At 59.5% G+C, this 18,260-nt stretch carries 21 protein-coding genes; 20 read left to right on the plus strand and 1 reads right to left on the minus strand.

Translation table 11 applies throughout. The annotated features are described in order from the left end of the window. The first annotated feature begins 234 nt into the window (after nt 1-234). Both rluC and PG899_RS18965 read left to right on the plus strand, forming a co-directional pair. A complete protein-coding gene (gene rluC / locus PG899_RS18960; RefSeq protein ID WP_201356046.1) occupies nt 235-1,179 on the plus strand; it encodes a 23S rRNA pseudouridine(955/2504/2580) synthase RluC in 945 nt (314 codons plus the stop codon). Continuing rightward, nucleotides 1,179-1,826, plus strand: coding sequence for an HAD family hydrolase (locus tag PG899_RS18965; protein WP_077097021.1), 648 nt, complete (start codon nt 1,179-1,181; stop codon nt 1,824-1,826). The genes rluC and PG899_RS18965 overlap by 1 nt, the downstream gene beginning before the upstream one ends. A 77-nt stretch (nt 1,827-1,903) precedes the next feature. Here PG899_RS18965 and PG899_RS18970 read toward each other — a convergent pair whose 3' ends face one another. Then, complete coding sequence (locus tag PG899_RS18970; RefSeq protein ID WP_179101470.1) at nt 1,904-2,485, minus strand: Maf family protein; 582 nt, start codon at nt 2,483-2,485, stop codon at nt 1,904-1,906. Nucleotides 2,486-2,671: 186 nt separating this feature from the next. On the opposite strand from PG899_RS18970, the gene PG899_RS18975 reads away from it, so the two are divergent. From PG899_RS18975 to PG899_RS19060, 18 genes are all read left to right on the plus strand, one after another. Further along, a complete protein-coding gene (locus PG899_RS18975; RefSeq protein ID WP_077097017.1) occupies nt 2,672-3,865 on the plus strand; it encodes an MdtL family multidrug efflux MFS transporter in 1,194 nt (397 codons plus the stop codon). A 2-nt stretch (nt 3,866-3,867) separates the two neighbouring features. Continuing rightward, entirely contained in the window at nt 3,868-4,842 is a 975-nt protein-coding gene (yidZ, locus tag PG899_RS18980) for an HTH-type transcriptional regulator YidZ (protein ID WP_017764484.1), read from the plus strand. 69 nt (nt 4,843-4,911) lie between these two features. Then, entirely contained in the window at nt 4,912-5,577 is a 666-nt protein-coding gene (locus tag PG899_RS18985) for an START domain-containing protein (RefSeq protein WP_077097015.1), read from the plus strand. A 248-nt stretch (nt 5,578-5,825) separates the two neighbouring features. Then, the gene (yceD, locus tag PG899_RS18990) at nt 5,826-6,347 is read left to right on the plus strand and encodes a 23S rRNA accumulation protein YceD (RefSeq protein ID WP_011706102.1); all 522 of its coding nucleotides are present in this window, start codon (nt 5,826-5,828) and stop codon (nt 6,345-6,347) included. Nucleotides 6,348-6,366: 19 nt separating this feature from the next. Beyond that, complete coding sequence (gene rpmF, locus PG899_RS18995) at nt 6,367-6,534, plus strand: 50S ribosomal protein L32 (RefSeq protein ID WP_005300935.1); 168 nt, start codon at nt 6,367-6,369, stop codon at nt 6,532-6,534. A gap of 9 nt (nt 6,535-6,543) precedes the next feature. Continuing rightward, on the plus strand, nt 6,544-7,563 hold the full coding sequence (gene plsX / locus PG899_RS19000) for a phosphate acyltransferase PlsX (RefSeq protein WP_077097013.1): 1,020 nt from the start codon (nt 6,544-6,546) through the stop codon (nt 7,561-7,563). A gap of 7 nt (nt 7,564-7,570) precedes the next feature. Further along, on the plus strand, nt 7,571-8,530 hold the full coding sequence (locus tag PG899_RS19005; protein ID WP_017408410.1) for a beta-ketoacyl-ACP synthase III: 960 nt from the start codon (nt 7,571-7,573) through the stop codon (nt 8,528-8,530). A gap of 69 nt (nt 8,531-8,599) precedes the next feature. Further along, nucleotides 8,600-9,535, plus strand: coding sequence for an ACP S-malonyltransferase (gene fabD, locus PG899_RS19010; protein WP_024944762.1), 936 nt, complete (start codon nt 8,600-8,602; stop codon nt 9,533-9,535). 13 nt (nt 9,536-9,548) lie between these two features. Further along, on the plus strand, nt 9,549-10,283 hold the full coding sequence (gene fabG / locus PG899_RS19015) for a 3-oxoacyl-ACP reductase FabG (protein ID WP_005300916.1): 735 nt from the start codon (nt 9,549-9,551) through the stop codon (nt 10,281-10,283). A 157-nt stretch (nt 10,284-10,440) separates the two neighbouring features. Then, nucleotides 10,441-10,677: an acyl carrier protein gene (gene acpP, locus PG899_RS19020; RefSeq protein ID WP_005300909.1), complete on the plus strand. Its 237-nt coding sequence runs from the start codon at nt 10,441-10,443 to the stop codon at nt 10,675-10,677. An 82-nt stretch (nt 10,678-10,759) separates the two neighbouring features. Continuing rightward, nucleotides 10,760-12,001 carry a beta-ketoacyl-ACP synthase II gene (fabF, locus tag PG899_RS19025; protein WP_017408413.1) on the plus strand — a complete coding sequence of 414 codons (1,242 nt, stop codon included), beginning with the start codon at nt 10,760-10,762 and terminating at the stop codon, nt 11,999-12,001. Nucleotides 12,002-12,020: 19 nt separating this feature from the next. Continuing rightward, nucleotides 12,021-12,875, plus strand: coding sequence for an aminodeoxychorismate lyase (gene pabC / locus PG899_RS19030; RefSeq protein ID WP_077097011.1), 855 nt, complete (start codon nt 12,021-12,023; stop codon nt 12,873-12,875). Then, a complete protein-coding gene (gene mltG / locus PG899_RS19035; RefSeq protein ID WP_016350715.1) occupies nt 12,865-13,866 on the plus strand; it encodes an endolytic transglycosylase MltG in 1,002 nt (333 codons plus the stop codon). The genes pabC and mltG overlap by 11 nt, the downstream gene beginning before the upstream one ends. Then, a complete protein-coding gene (gene tmk, locus PG899_RS19040) occupies nt 13,866-14,507 on the plus strand; it encodes a dTMP kinase (protein ID WP_077097009.1) in 642 nt (213 codons plus the stop codon). Before mltG ends, tmk begins: the two co-directional genes overlap by 1 nt. Next, the gene (gene holB / locus PG899_RS19045; RefSeq protein ID WP_077097007.1) at nt 14,492-15,439 is read left to right on the plus strand and encodes a DNA polymerase III subunit delta'; all 948 of its coding nucleotides are present in this window, start codon (nt 14,492-14,494) and stop codon (nt 15,437-15,439) included. The genes tmk and holB overlap by 16 nt, the downstream gene beginning before the upstream one ends. Before the next feature lie 21 nt (nt 15,440-15,460). Further along, nucleotides 15,461-16,240, plus strand: a complete 780-nt coding sequence (locus tag PG899_RS19050) for a TatD family hydrolase (protein WP_077097005.1) — start codon at nt 15,461-15,463, stop codon at nt 16,238-16,240. A gap of 385 nt (nt 16,241-16,625) precedes the next feature. Next, on the plus strand, nt 16,626-17,567 hold the full coding sequence (locus PG899_RS19055; RefSeq protein ID WP_289710413.1) for a site-specific integrase: 942 nt from the start codon (nt 16,626-16,628) through the stop codon (nt 17,565-17,567). Between the two features lie 180 nt (nt 17,568-17,747). Next, nucleotides 17,748-18,017, plus strand: a complete 270-nt coding sequence (locus PG899_RS19060; protein WP_077097002.1) for a RepB family protein — start codon at nt 17,748-17,750, stop codon at nt 18,015-18,017. Nucleotides 18,018-18,260: the final 243 nt, after the last annotated feature.

Here is an 18,260-nt window from a genome sequence, read left to right on the forward strand (position 1 = left end):
TTAGCGGTTCTGTTTGCGTTCTCCATGCGCTGTACCTCGCACCCGGGAACCGTCATGTTCTTGTATACACGGTGTTTCGGGATTGGGTGGCATAAATTTTGGCCACTTAGTACAAGGCTTGAACACAATGACAAAACCTTGTTTATTATCCCATTTAAACCACTTTTATAGCAAGGCGCCATTTTTCAACAAAGCATGCAGCCAAGGGCCGCCGGCAGTGTTAAAATCCGCGCCATGACACAGATACATCAACAAGTGCAGCTGCTCACCATCGAAGCTGAGCATGAAGGGCAGCGCATCGACAATTTTCTCAAGACTCAGCTAAAGGGCGTCCCCAAGAGCCTGATCTATCGCATCCTTCGCAAAGGGGAAGTGCGCGTCAACAAAAAGCGCATCAAACCGGAATACAAACTCTGCACTGGCGACGAGGTACGGGTCCCCCCCGTGCGGGTTGCCGAAAAGAACGAACTGCCCTCGGCCAATCTTGGCAGCATCCAGCGTCTGGAGAGCCAGATCCTGTTTGAAGATGACGCCATGATAGTGCTGAACAAGCCGTCCGGCATGGCGGTACACGGCGGCAGCGGCCTTAGCTTTGGCGTGATTGAAGGGCTGCGCGCCCTGCGCCCGGAAGCCCGTTTCCTCGAACTGGTGCATCGGCTCGATCGCGACACCTCCGGCGTACTGCTGGTTGCCAAGAAGCGCAGCGCCCTGCGCAGCCTGCATGAACAGCTGCGGGTCAAAACCATGCGCAAGCAGTACCTGGCGCTGGTGCGTGGCCAGTGGCAGCCTCACGTCAAGGTGGTCAATGCACCGCTGCGTAAAAATGACCTGCAATCCGGCGAGCGGGTAGTGCGGGTCAGTAGCGATGGCAAGCCCTCGGAAACGCGTTTCCGGATTGCCCGTCAGTTTGCCGAGGCCACCCTGGTGGAGTGCAGCCCGATCACCGGTCGTACCCATCAGATCCGGGTGCATACCCAGCATGCGGGTCACCCCATCGCCTGTGATGACAAGTATGGAGAAGCCGCATTTGACGATAAAATGCGCAGTCAGGGGCTGAAACGACTGTTTTTGCATGCCTGGAAGCTGAGCTTCATCCATCCGGCCGATGGTCGCGAGATGCAGGTGGAAGCACCGCTGGCCCCCGAACTCGACGACTTCCTGAACAAGTTGGCCCGCTGATGCAGACCATCCGGCTCGCCATCTTCGACTGGGACGGTACCCTGATGGACTCGGTGGGCCGGATTGTTGCCTGTGTGGCGCACGCGGCGTGCGACTGTGGTGAGCCCGTGCCCACCGCCGTCGAGACGCACCAGATCATCGGTCTCAGTCTGGAGGTCGGTATCCCCCGGCTGTTTTCCCTGGAGCAGGGGAGTGAACGAGCCAACGCCCTGATCGCCCGTTATCGCCACCATTACGTGCATGACAGCACACCCAGCCCGTTGTTTGCCGGTACAAGGGAGCTGTTGCAGCATTGGCATGAACAAGGCGTGGCCCTGGCGGTCGCCACCGGCAAGTCCCGGCGTGGATTGGACAGGGTACTGGATGAAACCGGGTTGCGGCCGCTCTTTGTTGCCACGCGCGGGGCGGACGAGGCCAACTCAAAGCCCGATCCCCTGATGCTGACGCAAATTCTGGATGAGCTGGGCATTGCCCCGCACCAGGCGGTGATGATCGGCGATTCCATCCACGACATGGCGATGGCCGAGGCGCTGGCCATGCCGCGGATCGGGGTTAGCTGGGGCGTGCACGACCGTGCGCGCTTGCTGGCCCACCATCCGCTGGCGGTGGTCGATACCATGGCGGAGCTCCAGCGGTTGCTGGATTAGCCTTGCGATATGACAGATGAATAAACGAAAAACGGGAGCCTTGGCTCCCGTTTTTCGTGGCTGGCATGCCGCTCCCATCAGGGCAGGGCAATACCGTGGCGGGCCAGCAGCTCGATCAGGCCGATCAGCGGCAGGCCGATCAGCGCATTGGGATCGCGGCCTTCCAAGGCCTTGAACAGCACGATCCCCATGCCTTCACACTTGAAGCTGCCGGCACAGTCGAGGGGCTGTTCAGCTTCTACATAGCGGCGAATGGCCGCCTCACCCAGCTGGCGAAAGTGAACGGTGAAGGGTTCTATCAGCTGTTCGGCGCGGCCAGACGCGGTGTCCAGCACGCACAGGCCGGTATAAAAGGTGGCGCTGCGCCCCTGGGCCGCCATCAGCTGGGCCACCGCTCGCTCGACCGTTCCCGGCTTGCCCAGGATCCGGCCATCGCAGACGCACACCTGATCCGAGCCGATGATCAGCCCCTGATCATGCTGGTCGGCGATGGCACGGGCCTTGGCATGGGCCAGCCGTGCCACCAGCGTCAGTGCATCCTCACCAGGCTGCACAGATTCATCAACATTTGGCGCGGCGCACTCAAAGGGGAGGCCCAGCTTTTCCAGCAGGGCTTTGCGGTAACGGGAGGTGGAAGCGAGGATCAGGGGACGTGACATGGCAATCAGGTATCCAGGTTCAGAAACGGGCAGGCGTGGATGGTATCGCCACCGTGCGGCGAGGGCAAATGTCGCCGCCATTCTCTTTTCCAGCATGTCGAGATTGGAAAACACCGCTATCGGCTTATTCATCCGGCCTGACGTTATAGTGCCCCGTCGATGCTACCCATTCGCTGAGGAGTCACCATGGGCCGTTACATACTCTGCTGTTTTTTGATGATCAAGCTCTACCCGGTGGGGATCGATCTCTATCTGGTGGCGTTGCCCAACATAGGCGCCAGCCTTCAGGCCAGCGAGGCTCAGCTGCACACCGCGTTTTCCCTCTATCTGCTCGGCATGGCCGCGACCGTCCCGCTGGCCGGCTTGCTGGCGGATCGCCACGGCCGCAGGCCGGTGATCCTGAGCGGGGCCGGCTTGTTTATGCTGGCGTCGCTACTGGCCGGCAGCGCCGACGACACAGCGCAGTTTCTGCTGGCACGGGTGGGTCAGGGGGCAGGGGCCGGCGCACTCTACATCATGACCTTTACCGTGCTGCGAGACGTGTTGCCACCGGCCCGGCTGGCGGCCGTGCTGTCGGCCATCAATGGGGTCATCTGCGTGATCCCCGTGCTGGCGCCACTGCTCGGCTATCTCATCCTGACCGGCTTCCCATGGCCTGCCATCTTTCAGGCCATGGCGCTGCTCGGTGGCGTGGTGCTGCTGATCAACCTGCTGGGGCTGAAAGAGAGTCTGCCGCTGCACTCTGAGCCATCCTCGCGTGCGTCAGTAGCCCGCTTTGCCTTCTTGCGAGTGCCGCAGTTCCTCTGGATGTGCGCGTTGAGCAGTGCCGGCATGACCTGCATTCTGACCTACGTCAGCACTTCACCCATGATCCTGATGACCCAGAGGGGGCTGGCAACCGCAGAGTATGCCCGCATCATGATGATCATGGCGATGATCAGCATGATCACCTCCTTCTTCGCCCCCTTGTTGCTGCGTCGGCTCCACAAGCACAGCCTGCTCGAGCTGGCCCACGGTGGGTTGGGGTTGGCACTGCTGCTGATCCTGGCCTCTCATCTTGAGAGCTCCTGGGGCCTGTGGCTGCTGCTGGCGGGCTTTGCCTTCACCTGCATCGGTTTTTCTGCGAGCTTCGGCATCGCCATGGGCGAGGCGCTGGCCAGTTGCCGTCATCAGATAGCGCTCGCCAGCGCCACCCTCTGTCTTGCCCAGATAACCGTGAGCGCCGGCTATATCTGGCTGATGGGGTGGCTTGGCTTTGCACCCAGCACGCTGCTTGCCTGTGCCCTGCTCGGCGCCGTGTTACTCTATCTGCTCTTTCGCGCCCTGGGGCCGGCCTTCGACAGCCCCGCCCATGGCGCCCCGGTCATGGAGAATCCCTGAGCATGCGTCCCCTGATCGACCTCGATCTCAATTTGTTGGTGGTATTTCGGCTGTTGCTGCAAGAGCGCAGTGTCACCAAGGCGGCCAAGAAACTTAATGTCACGGCGCCCACCGTCAGCAAGGCGCTGGCGCGGCTGCGCGACTGGTTCGACGACCCGCTGTTCCTTCGCACTCAGCGGGGGTTGGAGCCCACCAATCTGTCGCTCACCCTGGAGGAAGAGCTCAAGGAGTGGTTCCAGCTATCGGGCAACATCGCCTCTCTCTGCGGCAATGCCATTCCGGCGGGGGCCGCGTTCAGGCTGGTGCTGGAGTCGCCCTTTTACATCAGCTTTCTCAATGACCTGCCCATGGTGATTTATGAAACCTATCGCAAATCGACCATCCGGATCATGAACTGGGACCATCACTCCCTCAACGACATCATCAATGGTGATGCCGATCTCGGCTTCTGTGCGAGGGAAACCCACCCCAGCTCGCTGGCCAGGGTCAACCGGCTGCCCTATTACATCGATCACGAGGTGTTGTTCGAAGACAGGCCCATGGTGTTTTTGCGCAAGGATCACCCGCTGCTGGCCCGCACCTGGAACCTCGACAACTTCCTCGCCTATCCCCATGTCAGCGTGGTGTGGGAGGCGAGCGATGCCTGGGCGCTCGACAGCCTGCTGGATGATGAGGGGCTCAGCCGGCAGGTGCCGATCCGGGTCTCCAGCTTCGAGCAGGCGCTGCATATCGCAGCCCAGTCTGACCACGAACTGATCGCGGTGGTGCCCTCCTATTGCGCCAGCTATGCCCGTCAGCACCACGACAATCTGATCTCCTTGCCGCTGCCGCTGGATGAAGCCCTCTATCGGCAACTCGACATCGCCTTCATCCTGCTCTGGCACAAGCGCAACAACCACAACACCAAGGTGCTGTGGCTGCGCGACGAGATCAAACGGCTCTACCACCAGCATATCGGGGCAACCGGCGCAGGTTAACCCTGGCCTCTACCTCGCAGGGTCATAAAAACGGCTATAAGCATAGGAATGGGCAAAACGGGGTCATGGATGATGAGAGTCGGGATATGGCTGTTATGGTTGCTCTGTATACCGGCCTGGGCACAGGGCTGGCACCTGCAGGCGGGGGAGGCGGGCATATTGCTGTGGAGCCGGGCTCATCCCCCTGGCGCTTTTCAGGCTTTGCGCCTGGAGATGAACGTGGCCGCGCCGCCGTCGGCACTGCTGGCCGTACTGCGCGATACTTCCCGCCATCAGGAGTGGCTGCCTCAGAGCCTGGAGGTAAGGGTGCTGGCCAAGCCGGCACCCGATGAAGATCTGGTCTATACCCGGCTCTCTGCGCCCTGGCCGGTACAGGAGCGGGAGCTTATCACCCACTCCCGCCTGCAACGCCTGCCAAATTGCGCCCTGGTGCTGACGGTATGGGCCGCCCCTGATGCACTGCCGCCTTACCCCGGTCGGGTGCGGATCCGCGCAAGTGAAGGACGCTGGGAGGCGGTGCCGCAACTCAACGGCACCACCCTGATACGCCTCGAAACTTATACCAACCCGGGTGACAACCTGCCTGGCTGGCTTATCAATCCCATCGCCGCCCAGGCGGCGCTGGACAGTTTTCGGGCCATCCGTCGCCTGATGGAGGCCATCCCGCCCGAGCCTTGCCCTTGCGCCCGCATGCGGCAGGGGCGCCTAGTCGGGCTGTGCGGCAGCCATCCATGAACCCTGTGGGGGCAGGGGAGTGGTTGAGCCACCTGCGCTGTGAAATGCTGCTGTCAAGGAGTGCGCCGGATCCCCGCCGTCAACGCAAATGCGGCCAGGATCCGGTGTCGGATCCGTGGGTTTATGGCATAATCAGCCACCGGTGAGCGCAAGTTCCGCCATGTGCGGGGGTTGTGAGGTTAAAATCATCGGCGGTAAGGACTTTTTCCTTTGACTATCAGTTGTTGGACCTATAATATTCGCGCCCTATGCAAAAGGTGAAGTTGCCCGTAAAGGTTGATCCAGTCCGTAGTGCCTCGAAGCTGCTCGATTATGTCGGGATAGTGGAAAAGTCGCAGATGCCCAGGCTGGAGGAATCAACCGCAGGCTTGCAGAGTGATATCGATGTATCGCTGCACTTTGGCAAAGATGTCCAGAAGTTGACCGTTATGAAAGGCACTGCCCATGCCAAGGTTGACCTGGTTTGCCAGCGTTGTGGAGAAACATTCGAGCATCTCTGTGAAGCTGAATTTATCTACACTCCGCTGTTCGAGAGAACAAACGAGGAAGAACTGCCGGAAGCTTATGAGCCCATTGAGTTGGACGAAAACGGCGAGATGGATCTTCATCAAATCCTGGAGGATGAACTCATCCTCTCGTTGCCGCAGGTGGCCATGCATCCCATGGATGCTTGCCCGCGCGGTAACATGGAGATGACCTGGGGTGAAATCGAACCTGCTGATGAGCGGCCGAATCCCTTTGCAGTTCTTGAAGAGCTTAAACGTAAGTGAATTTAGGAGTTAGCCTACAATGGCCGTACAACAGAACCGTAAAACCCGTGCCAAGCGTGGCATGCGTCGTTCCCACGATGCGCTGACCACCGCTGCCCTGACTGTTGATCAGACCAGTGGCGAAATTCATCGTCGTCACCACGTGACTGCCGATGGTTTCTACCGCGGTAAAAAGGTAATCGCTTAAGGATTGCCTTTGTCTACGCAAACTGTCGCGCTAGACATCATGGGGGGAGATATTGGCCCCTCGGAAACAGTGCCTGCCGCCGTGCAGGCACTGTCTCTTTTACCCCAGTTAAAACTGATCCTGGTTGGTGACCAACACCAGACCACCCCTCTTTTGCAGCAACATGGCTTGCTGAATCACCCCCGCGTTCGTTTCGTGCATGCATCCCAGGTGGTTGGCATGGGCGACAAACCGATCGTGGCGCTGCGCACCCTGAAAGACTCCTCCATGCGGGTCGTCCTCAATCTGGTGAAGGCCGGCGAGGCCGATGCCTGCGTCAGCGCCGGTAATACCGGTGCGCTGATGGCGATGGCCAAGTGCGTGCTCAAATCCCTGCCCGGGGTCGACCGACCCGCCCTCATCAAGGCGCTGCCCACTCTTTCCGGCAAACGTACCGTGATGCTGGATCTTGGCGCCAACGTCAGCTGTGATGCCGATACCCTGCTGCAATTTGCGGTGATGGGCGCCGTGGTGGCTGAAAAGGTGGAGGGCATTGCCACTCCCAGGGTGGCCCTGCTCAACGTGGGGGAGGAGGAGATCAAGGGCAACGATCTGGTGCGCCACAGTGCCGAGTTGCTGCGCCAGTGCCAGGCGCTCAACTTCGTCGGTTTTGTCGAAGGGGACCGGATCTTCAGCGGTGAGTGCGACGTGATCGTCTGCGACGGTTTTGTTGGCAACGTGGCCCTCAAGACGGCGGAAGGGGTCGTGCGGATGATGGCCCAACTGGCCGGATATCCCCGCAAAAAAAGCAGTTTTCTTGGTCGTATCGCCGGATTTATGTTCAAACGGCGTTTTTCTTACCTGAACCCCGACCAGTATAACGGTGCAAGTCTGTTAGGATTGCGCGGCATTGTGGTAAAAAGCCACGGGCGGGCCGAACGGCGCGCCCTATGTAACGCGATCCTGCTGGCCGCGCAAGAGGCCAAGCATCAACTTCCATTGCAAATAGCAGATCGCCTTGAATCTGTCTTTTCCGACAGGGATCTATAAGAACTCTATGCATAGCAAAATTTTGGGTACTGGCAGTTATCTGCCGAACTCGGTACGTACCAATGCCGATCTCGAACAGATGGTGGAAACCAGCGACGAGTGGATTGTGGAGCGTACCGGGATCCGTGAACGTCGCATTGCCGGTGCCGATGAAACCGTCGCCACCCTGTCTCACCAGGCTGCTCTGCGCGCCCTGGACGCGGCGGGCCTGACCGCTGCCGATCTCGACATGATAGTGCTGGCCACCACCAGTGCCGAGAACGCCTTCCCGGCCGCAGCCTGTGAATTGCAGGGGCTGCTCGGGGTGCAAGGGATCCCGGCTTTTGATGTGGCCGCCGCCTGCGCCGGCTTTACCTACGCGCTCTCCATCGCCGATCAGTTCGTCAAATCCGGTGCTGCCCGCCACGTCCTGGTGGTCGGGGCCGATGTGCTGTCACGCATGTGCGATCCGGAAGATCGCGGCACTATCATCCTCTTTGGTGACGGGGCAGGGGCCGTGGTGATCGGCGCCAGCGAAACACCGGGCATTCTCTCCACCCATCTGCATGCCGATGGCCGTTACGGCGATCTACTCAAGCTGCCGCAGCCGCGCCGCGGTATGCCGGGGGCCGAGCTTGAAGCCTACATGTACATGAAGGGCAACGATGTGTTCAAGGTGGCGGTCACTCGTTTGAGCGAGATCGTCACCGAGACCCTGGCCGCCGCCGGCATCGCGCCGAGCGAGCTGGACTGGCTGGTGCCTCATCAGGCCAACTTCCGCATCATCAGCGCCACCGCCAAGAAGCTTGGCATGGGGCTGGACAAGGTGGTGCTGACCCTCGACAAGCACGGCAACACCTCTGCCGCCTCCGTGCCCATTGCCTTCGATGAAGGGGTGCGTGACGGCCGGATCAAACCGGGCCAGCTGGTACTGCTGGAGGCCTTCGGCGGTGGTTTTGCCTGGGGCTCGGCGCTGGTTCGCCTCTGATCGTGGTCGGGATGAGCAATCTGGCTCATCCTGCTGCTCTCATTTTTGTCTTATCTAAAGGAATCAATGATGACCCAATTTGCCATTGCCTTCCCGGGACAGGGCTCCCAAACCGTCGGCATGCTGGCCGAGCTGGCCGAACAACATGCCGTGATCAAGGAGACCTTCGCCGAGGCGAGCCAGGTGCTGGGTTATGACCTGTTTGCCCTGGTGATGGATGGTCCGGCCGACGATCTGAACAAGACCTGGCGCACCCAGCCCGCCTTGCTGACAGCCTCTGTCGCGCTGTGGCGCCTGTGGCAACAACAGGGTGGGGCAACCCCCGCCGTGATGGCTGGCCACAGCCTGGGTGAGTACTCCGCCCTGGTGTGCAGCGGTGCACTGGCCTTTACCGATGCGGTCAAACTGGTCGAGCTGCGTGGTCTGGCCATGCAGGAAGCCGTGCCGGAAGGCACCGGTGCCATGGCCGCCATCATCGGGCTGGACAATGACGCCATCGCCGCCAACTGCGAAAAAGCGGCGCAAGGACAGGTGGTCTCCCCGGTCAACTTCAACTCTCCGGGCCAGGTGGTCATCGCCGGCCACAAAGAGGCCGTCGAGCGTGCCAACGTGCTGATGAAAGAGTCCGGCGCCAAGCGTGCACTGCCGCTGCCGGTCTCCGTGCCTTCTCACTGCGCCCTGATGAAACCTGCCGCAGAAAAATTGGCAGCTGCGCTGGACGGGATCGAGATCAAGGTTCCTGCCATCGCTGTCATCAATAATGTCGATGTATCCTGTGAACAGGATCCGGCCGCCATCAAACAGGCTCTGGTGCGTCAGCTGTTCAGTCCGGTTCGTTGGACCGAGACTGTCGAGCGGATGGCCAATGAGGGGGTTACCCTCGAGATCGAGATGGGACCGGGCAAGGTATTGACCGGGCTCGCCAAGCGCATCGACAAGCGCGTGGAAGGTATTCATGCCAACGACGCCGCCTCTTTCGAGCAGGCGCTGGCCCAGATCAAGTAAACAGGAGCAAGTAATGAGCTTTACCGATAAGGTTGTGTTGGTGACCGGTGCCAGTCGTGGCATCGGCCGTGCAATTGCCGAAACTTTTGCGGCCCGTGGCGCCAAGGTAGTCGGCACGGCAACCAGCGAGAGCGGCGCCGAGGCGATCAGCGCCTATCTGGGTGAACAGGGTTGCGGCATGGCGCTGAACGTGACCAGCCAGGAATCCATCGAAGCCGTCTTCGCCGCCATCAAGGCGCGTTTTGGTGACATCGACATCCTGATCAACAACGCCGGTATCACCCGTGACAACCTGCTGATGCGGATGAAGGACGATGAGTGGAACGAGATCATCGACACCAACCTCACCTCCCTGTATCGACTGAGCAAACCGGTGCTGCGCGCCATGATGAAGAAGCGCAATGGTCGCATCATCAGCATCGGCTCCGTGGTGGGCACCATGGGCAACGCCGGTCAGGTCAACTATGCGGCCGCCAAGGCGGGGCTGGTTGGTTTTACCAAGTCGCTGGCCCGTGAAGTGGCCTCCCGCGGCATTACCGTGAACGCGGTTGCCCCCGGTTTCATCGAGACCGATATGACCAAGGCGCTCAATGAAGAGCAGCGTGCCGGCATCATGAGCCAGGTGCCTGCCGCTCGTCTGGGCGATCCAAAAGAAATTGCCGCTGCTGTGGTATTCTTGGCATCGGATGATGCCGCCTACATCACTGGCGAAACCCTGCATGTTAATGGCGGGATGTACATGGTGTAATCAATTTGTCGTGAGATCTGTTCAAATTTGCGATAGTACGCCGAAGTTTGGCGAATTTCGTGGTTTGACCAGCGGCAAGCCACTTGCAAACTCACGTCAATTGAATAAACTACCCCAACCAGACGCAATAGCGTATTTTTAAAGGAAAATTCAGGTCATGAGCAACATCGAAGAACGCGTAAAGAAAATCATCATCGAACAACTGGGTGTTAAAGAAGAAGACGTTAAGAACGCTGCCTCCTTCGTCGACGACCTGGGCGCTGACTCTTTGGATACCGTTGAACTGGTAATGGCGCTGGAAGAAGAATTCGATACCGAAATTCCTGATGAAGAAGCCGAGAAGATCACCACTGTTCAAGCGGCTATCGACTACATCACCGCTAATCAGGAATAAGTTCCTGTTCTGAAAGAAGCGGCCCAAGGGCCGCTTCTTTTATGTTTACCCCTTTTCAAAACACCTCTCGGAGACTACCTCAGTGTCAAAACGCAGAGTCGTGGTGACCGGCTTGGGGATGCTTTCCCCGGTAGGCAACACTGCCGAATCCAGCTGGCAAGCCCTGCTCAACGGGCAGAGCGGCATTTCTCCCATCGAACACTTTGATGCCAGCGAGTTTGCGACCCGTTTCGCAGGCCAGGTCAAGGATTTCGATCCCGAGCAGTACGGTATCAACCGCAAAGAAGCTCGCAAGATGGATCTCTTCATCCAGTACGGTATCGCCGCAGGCATACAGGCGCTGGATGATGCCGGTCTCGTCATCAACGAGGCAAATGCCGAGCGCGTCGGTGTGGCGATCGGTTCCGGTATCGGCGGCCTGGGTCTGATTGAACAGAACCACAGCAGCTTGGTCAACGGTGGCCCCCGCAAGCTGAGCCCCTTCTTCGTGCCGTCCACCATCATCAATATGGTGTCCGGTCATCTCTCCATCATGAAGGGTCTGCAAGGGCCGAACATCGCCGTGACCACCGCCTGTACCACAGGTACCCATGCCATCGGCATGGCCGGCCGGATGATCGCCTACGGTGATGCGGACGTGATGGTGGCCGGCGGCGCCGAGAAAGCTTCCACCCCGATGGGGATGGGGGGTTTTGCGGCGGCCAAGGCGCTCTCCAACCGCAACGACGAGCCCACCAAGGCCAGCCGTCCGTGGGATAAAGATCGCGACGGTTTCGTGCTGGGTGATGGCGCCGGGGTGCTGGTGCTGGAAGAGTACGAACATGCCAAGGCCCGCGGCGCCAAGATCTACGCCGAGCTGGTCGGTTTTGGCATGAGTGGCGATGCCTACCACATGACGGCGCCTCCCGCTGACGGCAACGGTGGCGCCCGCGCCATGCAAAATGCCATCAAGGATGCCGGCATCGCCCCCGAGCAGGTGGGTTACATCAACGCCCACGGCACTTCCACCCCCCTGGGTGACGTGGCCGAACTGCGCGGCATGAAAGCGGTGTTTGGCGAGCATGCCAAATCCCTGATGATCAGCTCCACCAAGTCGATGACCGGTCACCTGCTGGGTGCCGCCGGCGCCATCGAGGCGATCATCACGGTACTGGCGCTGCGCGATCAGATGGCGCCGCCCACCATCAACCTGGACAACCCGGATGATGAGTGCGATCTGGACCTGGTGCCTCATGTTGCCAAGGCTGGCAACTTCGAATACGCCCTCTCCAATTCCTTCGGTTTTGGTGGCACCAATGGCTCACTGATCTTCAAACGCGTATAATTCGCCCTGGGCGGATAGTATGGGCCCGATACGACAGTATCGGGCCTTTTTTATCGGAGGGATCCTTTTGCTGATCAATGGAATACCGACAGACAGCGTTTCCGCCATGGATCGTGGCCTGGCTTATGGCGATGGCCATTTCACCACCTTGCTGGTCAAGGATGGTCACCCCGTCTGGTGGCCGGCTCACCTGGCACGGCTGCAGCAAGCGAGCGCCAGACTCGGCCTTGCCGAGCTGGACTGGCAACAACTTGGTGACGAGGTCGCCGGGATGGCTCGCGACCAGACGCTGGCGGTGATCAAGGTGATGCTGACCCGAGGCAGCGGTGGTCGGGGGTATGATGGCACCGCCTGCCATGCACCGACCCGGATCCTGTCGCTGGCTGCTTACCCGGCTCACTACCCGGCGTGGCAGCAAACCGGTATTCCACTGCTGGTGTGCCAGCAACGACTGGGCGATGCCCCCATGCTGGCGGGCCTCAAGACCCTCAACCGGCTGGAGCAGGTGCTGCTGAAAAGCGAACTTGCGGCGCGTTCGGGAGTCGAAGGTATAGTCTTGAACAGCCGGGGATTTCTGGTAGAAGGGGTCAGTGCCAATCTGTTTTGGCGCCGTGGCAGAACGGTGTTTACGCCGGATCTTACCCACTGCGGCATAGACGGCATCATGCGGCGCCATGTGATGGCGATGCTAAAACAGATGAGCATTGAACTGCGTGTCGTGGAGGCTCCGCTGGAGTCACTGTGGCAGGCCGAAGAGGTATGGCTGACCAATACCCTGATGGGCATAGTGCCGGTGACCGGCATCGGGGAGACCCAATATGCCAGTCCGGTATTGATCCGCCGCTTACAGGAGCGTTTGGTCATTGAAGTTTAATCGGCTTTACACCCTGCTCGCGGGCGCGGCGCTGACAGTCGCCGTGGCCGGGGGCTATGTACATTACAAATGGCAGCAGGTGGAGACGCTCACCAACAAGGGGCCGACCCGCCTCTTTACCGTCGAGAAGGGGGCCCATGCGGCGCGCCTGATCGCCGAACTGGGGGAGGGGGAAACCAGTCCCTGGGCGGTGCGGCTCTGGCTGCGCGGTCACCCCGAGCTGGTTGCCATCAAATCCGGCACCTATGAAATCAAGGAAGGGGCGCCGCTCAAGGAGACCCTCTCCCTGTTCGCCTCCGGCAAGGAGTTTCACTTCAGCCTGACCTTCGTCGAAGGATCCCGTTTCGAGGATTGGCTGAAGCAGCTGGCCAGCGCCCCTTATCTGGAGCGCTTGACGGTGGAGCAGAGCGAGGCGGATCTGGCCCAGGAGCTTGGCATCGACAATGGCAAGCTGGAGGGGTGGTTCCTGCCGGAGACTTACGCCTATACCACCCATGCCAGCGATATTTCCATCCTGCGCCGGGCCTATCAGGACATGCGGGCCTTCCTGCAGCAGAGCTGGGACAAGCGCCAGGCCAATTTGCCTTACAAGACCCCTTACGAGGCGCTGATCATGGCCTCGATCATCGAGAAAGAGACCGGGCAGCCGGAAGAGCGGGCCCAGATTGCCTCGGTGTTCGTCAATCGCCTGCGCCTTGGCATGAAGCTGCAGACTGATCCCACCGTCATCTACGGGGTGAAGGACAGGTATGATGGCAACATCCGCCGCAGCGACCTGACGGATGTGAACCCCTACAACACCTATGTGATCGACGGCTTGCCGCCCACGCCCATCGCCATGCCGGGCAAGGCTTCCATCGAAGCGGCGCTCAACCCCAAATCGACCGACTACCTCTATTTTGTCGCCAAAGGGGGAGGTGCCCACTACTTCTCCAAGACCCTCGATGAACACAATCGGGCGGTCCGCGAATACATATTGAAGAAACCCTAATGTCTAAATTTATCGTGATTGAAGGACTGGAAGGAGCAGGGAAGAGCTCCGCGGTGCGTTATGTGACCGACTATCTGCATGGCCACGGCGTGGCGCGGATCGAGTGTACCCGTGAGCCGGGCGGCACCCCGCTGGCCGAGCGGATGCGGGCCATCGTCAAGGAAGTGCACGACGAGCGCCTCACCATCGAAGCCGAACTGTTGCTGATGTACGCCTCCCGGGTCCAGCTGGTCGAGACCCGCATCAAGCCGGCGCTGGCCGACGGCATCTGGGTGGTGGGCGATCGCCACGATCTCTCGTCCCAGGCCTATCAGGGCGGTGGCCGCGGCATCGATGCCAACCTCATCGGCGCCATCAAACGGGCCGTGCTCGGCGACTTCAAACCGGATCTGACGCTTTATCTCGACATCGATCCCGCCATCGGTCTGCAACGGGCTCGCCACCGCGGTGAACTGGACCGGATCGAGCTCGAGCAACTCAGCTTCTTCGAACGTACCCGCCAGCGCTATCTGGAATTGGCCGCCGCTGATGAGTCAATCAAGGTGATCGATGCCGGCCAAGCGCCGGCGCAGGTCAAGGCGGCCATCGAGGCTGCATTGGCCCACTATCTGAAAGATGAGCCCTCATGTATCCCTGGTTGATCCCGGACTGGCATGCCTTAAGCCAGACCGCCGCGGCCGGCCGACTCGGTCACGCCTGGTTGTTGCTCGGTGATCCCGGTCTTGGCAAGGAGCAGCTTGCGGAACAATTGGCGCGCTTGCACCTCTGTCATCGGCCCGAGCGGGGTGAGCCCTGTGGGCAATGTCACTCCTGCCAGCTGTTTGAGAAGGGCCATCATCCGGATCTGGGCACCCTGACGACGGAGAGCAAGACCATCGGGGTCGAGGCCATCCGCGAGATCTGTTCGCGCCTGCAGAATTCGGCCCAGCTTGGCCGCGGCAAGGTGGTGATCATCCCGGATGCGGAGCGCATGACGGAGTCGGCCGCCAACGCCCTGCTCAAAACCCTGGAAGAGCCTGCCGGCGACAGCTTGCTGCTGCTGATCGCCTCCCAGGTTTCCCGCCTGTTGCCGACCATTCTCAGTCGCTGTCACAAACATGTCTGCCAGTTGCCTGCCGAGGGTGAGACGGTGCGCTGGCTGGCCGAGCAGGGTCATCAGGCCACGCTGGCCCAGGTACGGATCTGCCAGGGGGCGCCGCTGCGGGTGCTGCGCTATATCGAAGAGCAGCAAGACAGTGCCCGCCGGGATCTGCTGGAGAGTTTTCTCGCGCTGGCACAGACGCCGACCCGGGCCAACCACGTGTGCGGTCTGCTGGCGAGCGATACCCAGGTCAGGCTGCACTGGTTGCAGCTGTTCTTGTGCGATGCTCTCAAGACGCAGGCCGGTTGTGGTCATCATCAGCTGGCGATGCCGGATCTGACGGCACTCAGCCAGCAACTGGCCGAGCTTCATTCCAGCGAGAAGCTGCTGGAGGCGGAGCAACAGCTGGTCGAGCTGAAGATGGCCTGTCAGCCGGGGCAGCTCTCCAATCCCACCATCCATCTGATGAACTGGCTCACTCGCTGGTTATAGATCTCGCTACAAAGGTTTTATATGTTACTCGTTGATTCCCATTGTCATCTCGATCGCCTGAGCTATGGCCGCAAGCAGACCAATATGGCCGATGTGCTGGCCAAGGCCGCCGAGCAGGACGTGGGATATTTTCTGTGCGTGAGCGTCACCCAGGTGCAGTTCCCGACCATGCTGGAAGCGATCGCCCCTTATCCTCAGGTATTTGCCTCCTGTGGTGTGCACCCTCTCAACCAGGAACCTGGCGTCGATGCCGCCTTGTTGCTGACCCAGGCGGCAGATGAAAGGGTGGTGGCCATCGGCGAGACCGGGCTCGACTACTTCTATTCGCCGGAGAACAAGGAAGTACAGCAGGCCTCCTTCCGCGAGCATATCCGGGTGGCCCGCGCTCTGAACAAACCCCTCATCATCCATACCCGTGATGCCCAGCAGGACACCCTGCAGATCATGCGCGAAGAGGGGGCCGAGCAGGTCGGCGGGGTGTTGCACTGCTTCACCGAGTCGCTCGAGATGGCCGAGGCGGCCATGGCGATGGGTTTTTATATCTCCATCTCCGGCATCGCCACTTTCAAGAATGCGGCAGCTCTGCAGGCGGTGGTCAAGGCGCTGCCGCTGGAGCGGCTGCTGGTTGAAACCGACTCACCTTATCTGGCGCCAGTTCCGCACCGGGGCAGGGAGAACGAGCCGGCCTTTGTGCGCGACGTGGCCCAGTTCATCGCGGATCTGCGGCAAATACCGCTGGCCGAATTGGCGCAAGCGACCAGTCACAACTTCTTTGAGTTGTTCAAGTTGGCAAAGCGATAACAAACAACGCCCCGCTATGCGGGGCGTTTTACTATGACAGTCAGCACTATCATGACCTATCCAAAAACAATCATGGATAGTCGTTATCTCTCACTTGGTGTGGTGGATGCTGATGAGATCAAATCCCCAACCCTGATAAAACGGAGCAGGGATCAGAGGGAGCTTGAGGAATAAATGAGGAGGATAAATGTGTTAAAAGCACACTTCATAGATATCGATAATAATCATTATCGATACTTGATAGATCTGCAAGATCCTGTAAGATCCAACGAAACTCCGCATTAAATCATAGAGTTAAGTGAACTACCCACACATCCAGGCCCAAACGCAACAGGCTTTGCAGAGTGTCTTCGATCCTCAGTTGAACAGCCGGGCCAGACGCTTCCTGCGCAGCGCCAAAGCCGACTCCACCCTCAATGCCTATCAGGCCGATACCCGCATCTTCGTGTTCTGGTGTCAGCTGCATGGGCTCGATCCATTGCAGATCACCCATCATGACATCATGAACTTCCTGGCAGATCAGGCCGATGGCATCCTGGCCGACTGGGTCTGGCTGGACAAAGAAGAGGGGAAGGGGGAACTGCGCAACGGTGAACCCCGCAAGCCGGCCACCTTGGTAAGACGGCTCGCCGGCATTCGTTATGCTTTCAAGCAGAAGGGGATCCATCCCATGCCGACCGAGCACGCGGAAATAAAGGAGCTGATGCGGGGCATAGTGCGGCTCGGTGACAACCGCAAACGCAAAACGGGGGCGCTGACCCTGAAACCGCTGGCCTGTGTGCTCGACGAGATCGACACCGGCAATCTGGCGGGGCTGCGGGATTACACCCTGTTGTTGCTGATGTTCAGCGGCGCCTTGCGACGCTCGGAGGCCGCAAGAATTGAAGTGGATGATCTCGACTTTGTAGGGCAGGGGATCCGTCTTCGGCTCAAACCCAGCAAGCATCAGCTGCATGAAACGGAGATCGCCCTGGTGCCAGGTAAACAATATTGTCCGGTATCGGCTCTGGCGCGCTGGCTCAAACAGAGCAGGATCAGCGAGGGTGCCCTGTTTCGCCGCATGAATCGCTGGGGTCAGCTCATGCAGGAGCCGCTCGGTCCGCAGGGTATCAATCTGATGATCAAGCGGCGTACCGGTCAAGCCATCGACGATCTCCAGGTCAGTGGCCACAGTCTGCGCCGAGGTTTTATCACCTCGGCGGTCACTGCCGGCAAACCGATGAACAAAATCATCGAGGTCACCCGTCACAAGGACATCCGCACCTTGCAGGAGTATTTCGACGATGCCCACAAGTTCTCGGATCACGCCCTGGATGGCTTGCTGTAAGCTAACCGCGTCACTCACATTTTTATGTTAAATGATATCTTGTTGATCCAATGATATATTTGCAGCGCACTGAACTCACCCCCATCAAGAGGGGGAGAGTCAGGCTCCTCACGTTCGTCAGCGAATTGTGAAGACTCGATGAGAGATAACAGGCGATAAGAATCAAAGTTGCAAGGTAATATGAGCCAGGAAATGAAAGTGAGCAGTGCGCAAGACAACGCCGAGCGCCAGCGCCAGCACGTGAAACGCAAACAGGAAACTCACAGCCGATTGCAATGCTGGATCAGCAATCGCCACGCCGAACGGTTGGCCATGCTGGGGTTGCAGCTCGAAGACAGCCAGGCCTCTCTCATCGAGCAGGCCATCGATCTGCTTTATCAACATGAGCTGGAACAGAAGCAAACCGCGCCGCATGTCGAAGTGCCAGAACCGGCAGAGGTGCTCGCGTAAACGCATCGGCGGCATGATGCCTAATTGCTAGATGCGAACGGCGAACATAAAAAAAGCCAGGTACGAATTCCTTGTACCTGGCATAGGGGAATTGGCTCCTTGCAGAGCCGTGCGCTAACTGGTGTTCGGATAGCCTTAAGCTTAGACAAGGCTCAAGGCTTTTCAAGGGGAGCCCGCAGAATTCGGAAAAAATCGTACGCTAAGGTTTTCCGGGCATCCGTAAGGGCCGAAACTTCCCGTCTT

The sequence above is a fragment of the Aeromonas sp. QDB39 genome, assembly GCF_027707585.1.
Taxonomy (GTDB): domain Bacteria; phylum Pseudomonadota; class Gammaproteobacteria; order Enterobacterales; family Aeromonadaceae; genus Aeromonas; species Aeromonas hydrophila.

Coding starts and splice junctions, on each gene's coding strand:
- rluC (WP_201356046.1), top strand. CDS start 235: ATGACACAGATACATCAACAAGTGCAGCTGCTCACCATCGAAGCTGAG.
- PG899_RS18965 (WP_077097021.1), top strand. CDS start 1,179: ATGCAGACCATCCGGCTCGCCATCTTCGACTGGGACGGTACCCTGATG.
- PG899_RS18970 (WP_179101470.1), bottom strand. CDS start 2,485: ATGTCACGTCCCCTGATCCTCGCTTCCACCTCCCGTTACCGCAAAGCC.
- PG899_RS18975 (WP_077097017.1), top strand. CDS start 2,672: ATGGGCCGTTACATACTCTGCTGTTTTTTGATGATCAAGCTCTACCCG.
- yidZ (WP_017764484.1), top strand. CDS start 3,868: ATGCGTCCCCTGATCGACCTCGATCTCAATTTGTTGGTGGTATTTCGG.
- PG899_RS18985 (WP_077097015.1), top strand. CDS start 4,912: ATGATGAGAGTCGGGATATGGCTGTTATGGTTGCTCTGTATACCGGCC.
- yceD (WP_011706102.1), top strand. CDS start 5,826: ATGCAAAAGGTGAAGTTGCCCGTAAAGGTTGATCCAGTCCGTAGTGCC.
- rpmF (WP_005300935.1), top strand. CDS start 6,367: ATGGCCGTACAACAGAACCGTAAAACCCGTGCCAAGCGTGGCATGCGT.
- PG899_RS19005 (WP_017408410.1), top strand. CDS start 7,571: ATGCATAGCAAAATTTTGGGTACTGGCAGTTATCTGCCGAACTCGGTA.
- fabD (WP_024944762.1), top strand. CDS start 8,600: ATGACCCAATTTGCCATTGCCTTCCCGGGACAGGGCTCCCAAACCGTC.
- fabG (WP_005300916.1), top strand. CDS start 9,549: ATGAGCTTTACCGATAAGGTTGTGTTGGTGACCGGTGCCAGTCGTGGC.
- acpP (WP_005300909.1), top strand. CDS start 10,441: ATGAGCAACATCGAAGAACGCGTAAAGAAAATCATCATCGAACAACTG.
- pabC (WP_077097011.1), top strand. CDS start 12,021: ATGGGCCCGATACGACAGTATCGGGCCTTTTTTATCGGAGGGATCCTT.
- tmk (WP_077097009.1), top strand. CDS start 13,866: ATGTCTAAATTTATCGTGATTGAAGGACTGGAAGGAGCAGGGAAGAGC.
- holB (WP_077097007.1), top strand. CDS start 14,492: ATGTATCCCTGGTTGATCCCGGACTGGCATGCCTTAAGCCAGACCGCC.
- PG899_RS19050 (WP_077097005.1), top strand. CDS start 15,461: ATGTTACTCGTTGATTCCCATTGTCATCTCGATCGCCTGAGCTATGGC.
- PG899_RS19060 (WP_077097002.1), top strand. CDS start 17,748: ATGAGCCAGGAAATGAAAGTGAGCAGTGCGCAAGACAACGCCGAGCGC.